The 12,907-nt window shown below is 39.4% G+C and carries 12 protein-coding genes; 1 reads left to right on the forward strand and 11 read right to left on the reverse strand.

Annotation, left to right across the window (positions count from 1 at the left end):
- The first annotated feature begins 7 nt into the window (after positions 1-7).
- Positions 8-1,645 carry a hypothetical protein gene (locus PLEUR7319_RS0116025; RefSeq protein ID WP_019506243.1) on the forward strand — a complete coding sequence of 546 codons (1,638 nt, stop codon included), beginning with the start codon at positions 8-10 and terminating at the stop codon, positions 1,643-1,645.
- Positions 1,646-1,712: 67 nt separating this feature from the next.
- Here PLEUR7319_RS0116025 and PLEUR7319_RS0116030 read toward each other — a convergent pair whose 3' ends face one another.
- The 11 genes from PLEUR7319_RS0116030 to ctpB all read right to left on the reverse strand — a co-directional run bounded on the left by PLEUR7319_RS0116030 (position 1,713) and on the right by ctpB (position 12,857).
- The gene (locus tag PLEUR7319_RS0116030; RefSeq protein WP_019506244.1) at positions 1,713-2,297 is read right to left on the reverse strand and encodes a hypothetical protein; all 585 of its coding nucleotides are present in this window, start codon (positions 2,295-2,297) and stop codon (positions 1,713-1,715) included.
- A 57-nt stretch (positions 2,298-2,354) separates the two neighbouring features.
- A complete protein-coding gene (locus tag PLEUR7319_RS0116035; protein WP_019506245.1) occupies positions 2,355-3,062 on the reverse strand; it encodes a response regulator transcription factor in 708 nt (235 codons plus the stop codon).
- A 143-nt stretch (positions 3,063-3,205) separates the two neighbouring features.
- Positions 3,206-4,288 (reverse strand): phosphate ABC transporter substrate-binding protein PstS, encoded by a 1,083-nt coding sequence (gene pstS, locus PLEUR7319_RS0116040; RefSeq protein WP_019506246.1) that lies wholly within the window; start codon positions 4,286-4,288, stop codon positions 3,206-3,208.
- 245 nt (positions 4,289-4,533) lie between these two features.
- Positions 4,534-6,204, reverse strand: coding sequence for an iron uptake porin (locus PLEUR7319_RS0116045; protein ID WP_019506247.1), 1,671 nt, complete (start codon positions 6,202-6,204; stop codon positions 4,534-4,536).
- 260 nt (positions 6,205-6,464) lie between these two features.
- On the reverse strand, positions 6,465-7,133 hold the full coding sequence (gene phoU / locus PLEUR7319_RS0116050) for a phosphate signaling complex protein PhoU (RefSeq protein ID WP_019506248.1): 669 nt from the start codon (positions 7,131-7,133) through the stop codon (positions 6,465-6,467).
- A 120-nt stretch (positions 7,134-7,253) separates the two neighbouring features.
- Complete coding sequence (locus PLEUR7319_RS0116055) at positions 7,254-8,582, reverse strand: cell wall metabolism sensor histidine kinase WalK (protein ID WP_019506249.1); 1,329 nt, start codon at positions 8,580-8,582, stop codon at positions 7,254-7,256.
- 93 nt (positions 8,583-8,675) lie between these two features.
- Positions 8,676-9,428, reverse strand: a complete 753-nt coding sequence (locus PLEUR7319_RS0116060; protein WP_019506250.1) for a response regulator transcription factor — start codon at positions 9,426-9,428, stop codon at positions 8,676-8,678.
- A gap of 109 nt (positions 9,429-9,537) precedes the next feature.
- Positions 9,538-10,137 (reverse strand): sulfite oxidase-like oxidoreductase, encoded by a 600-nt coding sequence (locus PLEUR7319_RS0116065; protein WP_026102563.1) that lies wholly within the window; start codon positions 10,135-10,137, stop codon positions 9,538-9,540.
- A 120-nt stretch (positions 10,138-10,257) separates the two neighbouring features.
- Positions 10,258-10,434: a 50S ribosomal protein L32 gene (rpmF, locus tag PLEUR7319_RS0116070; protein ID WP_019506252.1), complete on the reverse strand. Its 177-nt coding sequence runs from the start codon at positions 10,432-10,434 to the stop codon at positions 10,258-10,260.
- A gap of 55 nt (positions 10,435-10,489) precedes the next feature.
- On the reverse strand, positions 10,490-11,266 hold the full coding sequence (locus PLEUR7319_RS0116075) for a hypothetical protein (protein ID WP_019506253.1): 777 nt from the start codon (positions 11,264-11,266) through the stop codon (positions 10,490-10,492).
- 250 nt (positions 11,267-11,516) lie between these two features.
- Positions 11,517-12,857: a carboxyl-terminal processing protease CtpB gene (ctpB, locus tag PLEUR7319_RS0116080; protein WP_019506254.1), complete on the reverse strand. Its 1,341-nt coding sequence runs from the start codon at positions 12,855-12,857 to the stop codon at positions 11,517-11,519.
- Between the last annotated feature and the right edge of the window lie 50 nt (positions 12,858-12,907).

Genomic DNA, 12,907 nt, shown 5'->3' on the forward strand with positions numbered 1-12,907 from the left:
TAATTCGATGAAAAATATATTTCTTTTTACTTTATCTTGCATCCTAATTGGTGCTAGAGCTTCTAATGCCGAAAAACTAAAAGTTGATGGCAACTTTCTTTCTCCTGCTCAAAAATCTTTAACCTTTTCTCATTCCTTAGCAGGAAATTCAGCCCTAAAGGATAAATTTGCTTTTTCCGGTAAATTTCCTCTAGGGATTAACCTTGCAAAAGATGTGAGTTGGTCAAATAGCAAAATGTGGGTCAATGTAGTCAAAGGTGCCAGAGATTGGGGATATGTAGATAGACCCTATGAGAAAGATCCTAATCTTAAATTGTCAGAAAAAGGATATCCTCTATCCGATGCTGGACTATGGTTTGAGGGACTTGAGTACCAGCCGGGGGTGTGGCAATTTTCCTATAAGGGAAGTGGCGATATTTCTTTTACCTTTGGTGGAACCTTGCTTTCTACCACAAGAGAAGCGGATGGAACTGTAACTGGTACTTTTCTAAGGTCTGATCGCAAAACTTCTGATGGTGAGTTGGATTCAGTGCATTTAATAATGCGAAATATAGACCCTGATAATCCACCATACGATTTAAAAGTTGTTGCCTCAGGTTATGATTTAAACTCCCCAGATGTATTCACTACAGAGTTTCTGGATTTTGTGAAACCTTTTAAAATTTTGCGATACATGGATCTTCTGGAGACTAATCACAGCTCTGTTAAAACCTGGAGCGATCGCATTAAGCCTGATGCACCAGGGTCAGGTGTTGCCTATGAAGATTTAATTGAACTGTCAAATATTACTAACAAAGAAGCCTGGATTACTTTGCCACATCTTGCTGATGATGAGCATATACGCCAAACTGCAAGATTATTTGCTCAAAAATATGATCGCGACTTGAATCTATATCTGGAGAACAGTAACGAGTTGTGGAACTGGGTCTTTGACCAAACCTATGACTTGCACAATTCAATTCTCGATCAATTGATGGCAGCAGAAAATTTAACAGAAGCAGAAGCAATTGCTAACAAAGACCATGAGCAATTGCCACAAAAAGCAGTTGTTGACCGACTTTGTCATATTGCTGATATCTTTCGTCAGGAATTTGGTGACCGCGCAGATCGAATCAAACCGGTTCTGGCAGGGCAAGCCTCCAATAGTTGGCATATTAGCAAAGGCTTGGAACATCTTACTGCGACAAGTAGACAAAGTTCGTGTAATCTTCATGCGATCGCCATTGCCCCTTATATCGATACTTACGATGGTGAGGATTTTAACCCCAATTCTGTGGATGAAGTTTTCTCCTCAATGCGCGAATATTACGAAGCAGAAATTAAACCACAAATTACGGAACACGCAGAATTAGCGAAAAACTATAATTTGAAACTTTATGCCTATGAAGGTGGACAACATCTTACTGGTTCTGATGCTCTGGAGATCAAGACTGCCGCACAAAACGATCCGAGAATGGGTCAACTACTTCAAGATTATTTTTGCTTCTGGAAAGAATCTGGTGGGGAAGATTTTGTTTATTACTCCAGCATCAGCGGCAACTCAGAAGATGGTCATTGGGGTGTAAAAACTAGTATTAGTCAGAAAGAAAGCGTCAAGCACCAAGCCCTTATCGATACCATTGAGAAAGGAGCTTGCACCAAATAAGTAAACAGCTATTAGCTATTAGCTATTAGCTGACCTCACCCTTAAATTACCTTAACCCAAACTGAGGTTAATTAGACACTTCCGCCATTTCAATTGTACGGTTGTCTATGTCTTTAACTAAAAAATTCAAAGGGCGATCGCGACGTATTTTGTATCTCAAACGTCTTGACTGAATTCGCAATAAAAGAGCCTCTAAGCAATCTCGATCAAAGCAAACATGACGTTGACGATCTTTATAGCCCCCACTTGCACCCGCAATAATATGAAGTTGGGTATTTTTTTTCAGTTGATACCACAGTCCTTCTGAGCCACTTAAACCAGTACCACCAGGAGTTGTTGACATGTATAAAGGGTCAAGTCCCCCAGCTCCCATCGCCTGTTCGTAATTGTAGTAATAGTGCAAAGGGATATCTGCTGCGGGAAGCTCTAGTAAACCTTCATAAAACTGTTGGGCGTTTCGTAGGTCTGACACCATCACAGTATATACTTTGGGTGCGCTACGGAGGAACATCCACATCGCGCCAGCATAGGCTACTAATAGCATTACCATAATACCTTGAGTAGAAAACAAACTATCCAAAGCAATGGGAGGTAAAAACGCACCTAAGAAAGTTGTTATTAATGTACCTGAGAAAATGGTGTTAGCTATCATCTTGAACTAAAAAAAATATTTATATTTTTATTTATTTTTTCCTGTTACAGGTAGATCTTATTGAGTTAAGCCATGCTGTAAGGCAAAACGGACTAATTCTGTACGACTGTTGGTACCAGTTTTACCAAATAGACGACTGACATATTTTTCGACATTTCTCACGCTAGTATTTAAGTCACGGGCAATTTCTTTATTCATTAAACCCTGAGCAACTAAATCTAAAACACTTTGCTCTCTTGGGGTTAAATCAATTTTAATCGGCGGCGGCGTAACCGCAATTCCCGAATTTCCACCTAATTTATTGTCTAACTTGGCTTTAATTTCTACTAACTCTTTGGCAATTTTTTCTAATTCCGAACTATTGTCTTGATTATCTGTAGCGACTTGATTTTTGGATAGTAAATTTTTGACGATCGCTTCTAGTTCTTCAGGATCAAAAGGTTTAGCCAAATAAGCATCGCAACCCGCTTCGTATCCTTGAATGCGATCGCTAGTCATACCTCTAGCTGTCAGAAAAACTACAGGAATAGAACGGTAGCGTGGATCGTCCCTGAGTTTTTGTAAAAATTCATAACCATTGACTTGAGGCATCATAATATCTGAAATAATCAGATCGGGAGCTTGAGATTCTATTGTTTGCCAAGCTTCTTCGGCATTGCTGGCAGCGGTCACGCTCCATGCTTCATTATCTTCTAAGTATGCTTGTACGGATTCTCTGATACCAGGTTCATCGTCTACTAATAATAGTTGTTGTTTTTCTGACATAAGGTTTCTAAATTAAGCTTTGTCGCTATATAGACCATAGCTATTTCCATAATAAGACTTATGAGCAAAATTAGAGGCTCAACAAAACAATTCCCCATCAATATTGACAGGGAATTTAATAAAGGTTTAAATTTCCAACGATTTTATTTTGATTCAATCGTATCTAGTTTTGCCTGAACTTTCTCCACTACGTTATCAGGTAGAGGTATATAGCCTAATTCTTCGGCAAAAGCTTGTCCATCAGTGAGAGACCAATTAACCACATCTTTGAAAGCCTGTAGTTTATTGGCATTATCGTAACTTTGATACGCTAGTAGCCAAGTGTAGGTAACAATTGGATAGGAATCTTCTCCTTCAGGATCCGTGACAAAAGCACGTAAGTTTTCTGGTAGGGTAGCTGCTCCCAGAGCTGCAGAAGCAGATTCACTAGAAGGCGCAATATAATTCCCGGCATTATTCTCTAAAGTGGCGGTAGGAATATCTTGCTGTTTGGCATAGCCATACTCAATATAACCAACAGACCCTTCTGTTTGCAAAATTTGTGCTGTTACCCCTTCGTTTCCTTTAGCTCCAATACCAGTGGGCCATTCGACAGTTTTTCCCTCACCAACTTTTTCTTTCCATTCAGGGTTGATTGCGCTGAGATGTTTGGTAAATACCCCTGTAGTACCGCTACCATCGGAGCGATAAACAACTGTTATGTTGCTATCTGGCAAATTAGCATCAGGATTCAAGCTGGCGATCGCCGGATCATTCCATTTAGTGATTTTGCCCAATAAAATATCTACATAAGCTTGACGAGATAGCTTCAATTCGGGAACATCAGGTAAATTGTAAGCTAATACAATACTTCCTGCAGTCATAGGTAATAAAGAGACACCCCGTTCAACCTGAGCCATTTCTTCGTCTTTCATGGCTACATCACTGGCACCAAAATCAACAGTCCCTTGAATAAACTGTTCAACTCCCGCACCGCTACCTACAGATTGGTAAGCAACTTGAACATTAGGATTTTGTTTATTGTATTCTGAAAACCAGCGTTGATATATAGGAGCAGGAAAACTTGCTCCGGCACCAGTCAGAGATACTGATTTTCCTCCAGCATTATCTCCTCCTGCTGTAGATTCAGAATCGGTCGGACTACCTCCACAAGCAGTAAGACTTAACGTGATGGCTAGCACAGGAGCTAACCAAGCTTTTCTTTTAAGAGAAATTGTAGAAACCATATATATTGTCTTGTAAGTTAACTGCTTGAAAGCAAGATGAATAAGTTATCTGCCATCAATTACTCAAAAAAATAAGCACAAAATAGATTTTTTGCTTATGTAGCTACAATAATTTATCTTGTTTCGATTACTTATAGATAAAGACAAGGTTAACAAAGAGTTAACCTAGAGTTATTAAGCTAAATAAAAAAACAAGGTCTGCATTACAAACCTTGTTTTCACACAATATTAATTAAATCCAGAACTTAGAATTTGAATGTAGTACGAATTACACCAACATATACATTATCGTTGTCTTCGTCATGGTTAGGATTGAAGACAACATAAGCACCAGGAGTGATAGCAATGTTATCGTTGACAGGGAAACTGTAAAGCGCCTCGACAAGGTAAGATGTGTCTCTGTCTTCTTGAAGACCATTTTGATTCTCATTTACAGCGTCATCAGAAATAAACTTAGGTAGCATACCACCAGCGATAGATAGTTTAGAACCTTCCCTTCCCAAATCTAGGAAAGAAACATTAGCACCCCAAGTCCAGATTTCACCATCCAGGTTATTGTCATTGCCATCAACTAAACCTGTAACATCAGAGAAACCACCCCAACCGGCGATGATCATTCTTTCGTTTAAATCGAAGGTCACACCTGCACCGATTTTATTAGCTGTAGTATCAGTCTCACCAAAAGGTTGAGCGGCGAAACCCTCTGTTAGTACATCAGGTGTATTCACATCATTATCAATATCTTCAAATAAACCTACAGTATCACCTGCTTGATCGACATCATCACCTGATTGGAAATTACGAACATAAGTTGCACTTACTTCCAAAGCCTCGAAAGGAGAGAAGACGACTTGCCCACCAGCACTAAAAGAACCATTAAATAGTCCTTCTCCATTGCCAGGATCATTAGCATCATTAGCCAAATATAAAGCGTTGACACCTAATTTATCTTCAATGAGTTCTAGATTAACACCAGCACCAGCACCTTCTGTACCACGGAACAATAAAGGATTGCGACGACTGAAACGAGATAATGCACCACTACCACTGCTCTCTAGCATAGGATTTGCAACGTCAAAGATATCATCTAAATCTAAGCCAGCAGTTCCGACCCAACCTCGAATTCGATCATTAAGGGGGAAGCGATAATGAAGGTCGCTAACTTCAATATCGTTGTCTCCACCGGCATCATGACCCAAACGAGTTGAAGCTGTACCAGTTACATCTCCGTCAAGTTGCTCGAAATTACCTGCTTCGAGTCTTGTTCTTAAGCGGTCTTCACCATAGAAGCTAGTATCAAAGTTCAAACGAACTCGATCGCTGAAAGTAGTTTGAGCGTCGCTAACACTGTCAATGTTTCCAACTTCATCACCAAATACATCAGCTATAGTGAAGATTACTTCACCATTTAATTTAGTAGTTGTAGAAAATTGATTGTCTTCCAAGATAGCAGTACGACTTTCTAATTCATCGACTCTGCCACCAAGAGTAGCAAGTTCTGCTTCAAACTCTTGGGTTAGACGGTTGATAGTATCTAAGTCTTCTTGGCTAACAGCTTCCGAAGATGCAATTAGACGCTCAATTTGATTTAAACAGGAGTTTAAACCAGCCGCAAATTCGTAACGAGTTAGAGCCTGACTTCCACGATAAGTTTGGTTAGGAAAACCAGCAATACAACCGTAACGATCTACTAAACTGCGGAGAGCTTCATAAGCCCAGTCTGTAGGAGATACGTCACGCAGTTGGTTGACGTTAGTTACCTGAGATAGAGAATCGTTTTGATCTTGAGTTTGATAATTATTGATTTGTTGCAGAGTGTCATTTACTGCTTGTGCACTCGCACCGCTAGCCGCAAATAATGATGCTGCAAATAATACGGGAGCAACTTTTAACGCTTTCCAAAATAGTTTATTCACTTTTATCTATCCTCACACACCTAATATAAATTTAACTACAAAACAGTAGTATTTTTAACAATCAAAGTTGGACTTTGATGATAACTATTGTAGCCAATATTTCGACTAGTATATTCAATCTTTAGTTATAAAACCAGAAAATCGTGACATTTTAGTGACCGCACACTAGAAAGAAAAATTTATATTAAATTCGACTATCATAATCCCAGTAAAAAGAGATCAGTGAGATTAGCAAAAAAACTCCTAAGATTTGGAGTGACTCAGTTTCTTTTGCCAGTCACAATGTAGGTTACTCTTTGACTAATATTTGTGGCATGGTCTGCCATTCTTTCTAGGTGACGGATGATTAATCCTAACAGCAAAATTGGTTCAACTACTCCGGGAACATCTTTTTGAAAAGCCAAAATATTGTAGATTCGTTCATAGGCATGATCCACAATGTCATCAAGCTCCTTTACTCTTTCTCCTGCACTAGAATCTAAATCTGCCAAGGCAACCAGACTGGTAGCTAGCATCAGTTGGGCTTGTTCTGACATTCGAGCAATTTCGGGCAAAACAGAGTGAGCCGGATATTTCATCAGTTTAACTGCCATTTCAGTTAAATCTTGCGCATAATCGCCAATGCGCTCTAGATCTCGTACCAACTGCATAAAGGCACTAAGTAAACGCAAATCTTGAGCTACAGGTGCTTGGAGGGTCATCAAGGTGGCACAGTTAGATTCGATTTGACGATAGTAAAGGTCAATTTCTTTTTCGATAATCAGGATTTTTTGAGACGCATCAACTTCTCGCTCAAACAATGATTGATGGCTTAAGCGAAATGATTGTTCAACTAAAGTGCCCATGCGGAGAACCTCTTGTTGTACTCGCCGAAGAGAACGCTCTAATTGGTTTTCCTCTGAGCTATTAGCTTTGGGAGATAAAGTCACTGATTATTTAAAAAATTGTTGAATTTTAAAGTTGATCGTGTTTTCTCTATTAATAACAAATAAAGTTTAAGTTCTGCTTAGAAATTGTATGTTGTGTAACCAAAATTGGTTATTGGAATTTTAGTTTTGTGTTATCGGCAGTAATACTTCCAACCAGGCACCGCCAACTTGGGGATGATTTTTAGCTGAGATCGTCCCACCATGAGCTTGAATAATCTGTTCCACGATCGCCAAACCCAAGCCACTACCATCGGCAGAAGGTAAAGAATTATTCTTTTGTTCTCTCTTGCGGGATTTGTCTCCTCGATATAGTCGTTCAAAAATATAGGGAAGATCTGACGCATTAAATCCTGCACCAGAATCGATGACATCAATCTTGAGCTGCTCTAATGTTGAATCTGCTGATTTATAGGGTAATACTTGAACTAATATCTCTTTTTGTGGCGGAGTATGTTTAATCGCATTGTCTAAAAGATTAAGAAAAACTTGAATCAAACGGGAACGATCTGCTGAAATTGTGAGATTCTGATCACCTTTATAGGTCAAGGTTACTTGTTTTCGGTTGGCAATTGGCTCTAGTGTTTGCCACACGGAGTTTATCAGTTCATGTAGCTGAATAGTTTTATAGTTTAAAGCTCGTTCAGGAGCAGCTTGTAATTGAGTTAAATCTAACCATTCTTGAACCAGTTCAATTAGGCGATTGATTTCTTGGCTCATTTGCTCTACCCAACGTCGCTCAGGATCTTGTAGACGTCGTAGCAGATTTTCAGCTACTAAGGAAATTGAAGTGAGAGGGGTACGAAGTTCGTGGGTAAGATCGGAAAAAGTGCGATCGCGTGATTGAGCTAACTCGACCAAGGTTTGCCGATCTTCAAGAAAAATTCCTACCTGTCGATTGGATAAAGGAAACCCATAACCCTTGAGAGCGATCGATTCTACTGTTTGGCGACTGGCTAATTTTTGAGTATCAAGATCCTGCTTTTGATCCTGAGGCAGTGTATAACGAGTAAAATAATATACCCATTCTTTTGATTGCGGATGTTGAGTTCTGCGGGTTTCTTCGATCAGGCTATCTAAATCATAGGAGCGTACCACTTCTAACAACAGACGAATTTTTAGCGATCGCCGACTATCAATTCTCAGTAAATCTTTAGCTGTTTGATTACAACCTAAAAGTTGATTTTCCGCATCTACTTGTAAATAACCAATTGGTGCTTTCTCAATTAGTTCTTGCCAATTACGTTTATCTTTTTTGAGCTGTTGGCGCTGGCGGTCTAAATCAAGCAACTCTCGACGAATTAGAGAGTGTAAAGGGAGAGCAATCTCTTCATCTATATTGGTTCCATAAGATCTCAGGGTTTTTTTTAGCTGCTTTTTAAAGCGATATTGCTGCCCGGCAAAAATTCCCAAGCCAACTGCTAGTCCTAAGAAAAAATATAGAGCTGCCATAGGGTTTTTGTTAATCCTGACTGAGTAACTATAGTTATAGTTAATTGCGGTTAAGCTATCAATCAAAATTAATTAACAATATGTGTGGGAGTGTCAACCAAAGCGATAACCAAATCCCCTGACTGTAATTAGATATTCAGGCTGGCTAGGCTCTTCCTCAAGCTTTTCTCTTAACCAACGAATATGAACATCAACAGTTTTAGTATCTCCCAGAAAATCTGGACCCCATACCTGCTCTATGAGCTGCTCTCGTGACCAAACTCGGCGAGGATAGCTCATAAACAACTCCAGCATACGAAACTCTTTGGGTGACAAATTAACTTCAGTACCGCGAACCACAACTCGGCACTCCTGAGTAAATAAACTGATGTCGCGATACTTCTGGATCGAAGTTGGCACAGAATTACTGTATCTTTGGCGACGTAGTAGTGCACGGCAACGAGCAACCAACTCTCTCATGCTAAAAGGCTTAGTTAAATAATCGTCTGCCCCAACCTCTAATCCCAATACTCGATCTGTTTCACTACTTTTAGCACTAATTACTAAGATCGGAGTAATATCTCCCTGGAAGCGCAACAGACGACAGATATCTAGTCCATTAACTTCCGGTAGCATTAAGTCTAAGATAATTAAGTCTGGAATTAATTTTGTGCGAGCCAAGTCCGAATTTTGCAACGTATTTAGTGCCGTTCTACCATTAATGGCAGTATGCACCTCATAGCCTTCTTCCTCTAATGCAATTACAATCATGTCTCTGATCAAATCTTCATCCTCAATCAGCAAAATTCGGTTTTTTTGCGTTAATTTGGATTCAGTTGAGGCTTTATCGGTTTCTAGAGAAAGCATAGACAAGTACTTTGAATTGTTCTTAATATTACATATACACTAAAACTGTTTCTTAGGCAGATTTTAACCAAAATGAAAACCAATTTTTGATGTAAAAATTACATTAACTTTAATATTTTCCTGCATAGCGTTCTTCCTTCCAAGGCTCTCCACGATGATGATAGCCATTGCGTTCCCAAAAACCAGGCCGATCGTGGTCGAGAAATTCAATACCACTGATCCACTTCGCACTCTTCCAAGCATAGAGGTGAGGTACTACTAATCTCATAGGACCACCATGTTCGGCGGTGAGGGGTTCCCCATTGAGAGTATGGGCAAAAAAGTTTTCAGCTCGCGCAAAATCTTTTAAAGCTAAATTAGTGGTGTAACCACCATAGCAATGTTGAAGAAGATGTGTGGTTTTCGAGTTGAGGTCAATTTCCTGAAGAAAATCTGTGACTTTGATTCCTGTCCACTGGACATCTAGCTTTGACCACCTGGTAACACAGTGAAAATCGGCAGTAAAGTCCTGCTGAGGCAAACTCATGAAATCTGACCAAGTAAAAGTTTTGGGTTCGGCTAACCCCCACACTTTAAACTGCCAGTCTTTAGTATTTATTTTGGGTGTTTCTCCATAGGTGAGAACGGGAAACCCTTTGGCTAAATACTGACCGGGAGGAACGCGATCGCTTTGAGATGAATCTGGTTTGGAAAAAAACTTTCTCGGCATAATCGCCATCGGAGCAAGCTAAAAAATAATGATGTGTACCATTTAAGGAAACACACCACTCATCATTTTACCGATTTAATCACTCAGAATCCAACAAGGTAATTAATCTATTCTTCTAATCTATTCTTCGTCATCATCGTCATCATCCTGAGGATAAACAAAACTATTAGAACGTCCAGTCAAGACGGATTTTCCTAAAGACAAAGCTTTTTGGGCTTCCAAAGCTGCTTTGCGCTTCCAAGTAGCTTTGCGACTATTACGTTTTGATTTAGAAGTTTTCTTCTTGGGTACTGCCATAATTATTTAATTTAAAAGGACAACCTTTCTATTGTAATTGTTCGACAAAAAAAAGCTAGAGAGTTTGACCAGGAAATAAACTAGTTTCACCAATAGACTGCCCAAATTCCCCATTATCAGATTCTAAAAACTTTTGATGCACTATTTCTCTAAACTCTTCTAAATCTGTTTTCCAGTTATTGAGGAAATTAGTTATTTGAATCGCTTTATTTTCTTGATTTTTACCCACATTCACACTGTAATTAAAACTACCGGCGAACAAAATTGCTATGATGGGCTGCTTCTGGGGTTGCTGCAATCTGGCTTCTGAGATGTTGATTGTTAGTTGGCATCTATCTAAGAGATACATTAAATTGATACCTGCCTGTACGGGGACTCTACCAATTTTTTTCCAAGCACCGGAGCCAAGTAAATTGCCACTTATATATTGCCGTACGGTTTGAGGAGCATTGGGGAACGGAATCAAAATTTTAGGGCTAATACTCAAGCCCATATATTCAGCATGGGGTAACTTGTGGATATATTGACTAGCTACAGTGGCGACTGCCAACTCTGATAATTCTTTCGACCCCAGTGATTCACTAATGCTGATGGTGCGGGGTTGAGCGGTAAGACCAACACCATTAGAAAAACTTAATTGAGCAAAATTAGGCTTTTGTATCGGTTGCTGGGAAAACTTCCATTCTTTAGGAATAATGCCACTAAATTTGAGAAAATCTTGACTCAACATAGATGGAGTAAGATCTTGGGCAGCAATAATTATGGAGATTTCTTCAATAGATCTGGTTTCACTAGTCGTGTTGGCGGCGGATGTTACATTGAAGCTTGACATGAAAATTTAATCAACAAAAACGATTTCTTTAGGTATATATCAGTAAGTTGCCCAAAATAAGCTGCTAAATTCACAATATACCAGAATCTCATCAGTAGTTTTTTAGCCATTAATTACTGACTAAGGGCTGATTTTGTCATGCCAAACTCTTCAATTTCTGGTTTTTTCTTGAGCCAAAAACCCATCTACATCCCTGTTAGTCAATTTACTTAATGAATTTATATTTTAGATTGGGATTGCTGGGAAAGGTTTAGCGAGTTGTGAGCGGTGCTGAAAAATCACTACCCGTTTTGCTAATGAACTCATTTTTAAGTATGGTGATCGCTCTAGCATATTGACGATCTGCTTTAGTACCAATCAAATCTGGATTGACACTTAAAGTAGTTTGCTCTTCCCGACTCAAGTCAACTTTAATATCAGGAGCTATACCTTTTTGGTTAATATCCATACCGCTGGGAGGGTAATAGCGAGCAATAGTAACTGCCAAACCCGAACCATCAGAAAGGGCATGAACCGACTGTACTGTTCCCTTGCCATAAGTACGACTACCCACAACTTTTGCCCGATGATTTTCTTTTAAGGCTCCGGCTAAAATTTCACTAGCACTAGCCGAGTAGCCATCTACTAAGACCACCAAAGGCAAATTAGTTAATGCCTTACCATTGGCAGAAAATTCTTGATTGCCCCCTTTACGATCAATGGTAGAGACAATTGCTCCTTTTTCCATCCACATACGAGCAATTTCAACACTGGAAAATAGTAAGCCTCCAGGATTACCTCGAAGATCGAGAATAAAGCCTGAAGCTTGTTTCGCGCTTAATTCTTGGATTGCTTTCTGCATTTGTTCCGCCGCATGGGAACTAAATTCATCAAGCTTGATATAGCCTACCTTAGAATCTTGCTCTTGATTGAGGGTATAGCTAACAGAGGGTAATTCAATTTGTGCTCTAGCTATGGTGACATCAAACGCAGGTTGTTCTGACCGAGAAATCTCTAATATGACTTCAGTGCCGACTTCCCCCTTGATTTCTGCAGAGGCTTGTTCTAAGGTCATCAACTTGGTTGATTTTCCATTGACGCTAACAATATGATCCCCTGCTTTAAGTCCTGCTTCACTTGCTGGAGAATTAGGGATAGGCTCAACTACAATTAATTTACTCGTTTTTTGGTCAATTCCCAAGCGAATACCAATCCCCGAAAGCTCTCCGGAAGTCTGGCTAGTTAACTCCTCATACTCTTCTGGAGCTAAAAATCTAGTATAAGGATCCCCCAAGTCTTTTAGAGACCTACGAATAGCTTTGTAAGCAGTTTTTTGATCGGTGTATTCTGCTCGAAGCAATTCTTGTCGTTTTATTTTCCAGTCAATATGATTAAATTCGCGATCGACAAACTCACTGTTAACAATTTGCCATACTTCATCAATGATGGTTTTGGGACTATCTTCTAGTGCGGCTACTACCGGAGAACTACTATGGGATACCAATAAAGAAGTGGCAGCAAAAACTGCTGTTAATTTTATCGCCTTGAGACGATAGTTTTTGGATTTTAAAAAGCCTAAAATCAAACCAGAACGTCTGGAGGAATAATTCATGAGCAAGGTAAACTTATATAGAAATTATGATTACAATACAGTCTCAAAAA

This window comes from Pleurocapsa sp. PCC 7319, assembly GCF_000332195.1.
Classification (GTDB): domain Bacteria; phylum Cyanobacteriota; class Cyanobacteriia; order Cyanobacteriales; family Xenococcaceae; genus Waterburya.

Bases quoted from the DNA above. Each gene is read 5' to 3' on its own strand.
- PLEUR7319_RS0116025 (WP_019506243.1), top strand. From the start codon at position 8: ATGAAAAATATATTTCTTTTTACTTTATCTTGCATCCTAATTGGTGCT.
- PLEUR7319_RS0116030 (WP_019506244.1), bottom strand. From the start codon at position 2,297: ATGATAGCTAACACCATTTTCTCAGGTACATTAATAACAACTTTCTTA.
- PLEUR7319_RS0116035 (WP_019506245.1), bottom strand. From the start codon at position 3,062: ATGTCAGAAAAACAACAACTATTATTAGTAGACGATGAACCTGGTATC.
- pstS (WP_019506246.1), bottom strand. From the start codon at position 4,288: ATGGTTTCTACAATTTCTCTTAAAAGAAAAGCTTGGTTAGCTCCTGTG.
- PLEUR7319_RS0116055 (WP_019506249.1), bottom strand. From the start codon at position 8,582: ATGGCAGCTCTATATTTTTTCTTAGGACTAGCAGTTGGCTTGGGAATT.
- PLEUR7319_RS0116060 (WP_019506250.1), bottom strand. From the start codon at position 9,428: ATGCTTTCTCTAGAAACCGATAAAGCCTCAACTGAATCCAAATTAACG.
- PLEUR7319_RS0116065 (WP_026102563.1), bottom strand. From the start codon at position 10,137: ATGCCGAGAAAGTTTTTTTCCAAACCAGATTCATCTCAAAGCGATCGC.
- rpmF (WP_019506252.1), bottom strand. From the start codon at position 10,434: ATGGCAGTACCCAAGAAGAAAACTTCTAAATCAAAACGTAATAGTCGC.
- PLEUR7319_RS0116075 (WP_019506253.1), bottom strand. From the start codon at position 11,266: ATGTCAAGCTTCAATGTAACATCCGCCGCCAACACGACTAGTGAAACC.
- ctpB (WP_019506254.1), bottom strand. From the start codon at position 12,857: ATGAATTATTCCTCCAGACGTTCTGGTTTGATTTTAGGCTTTTTAAAA.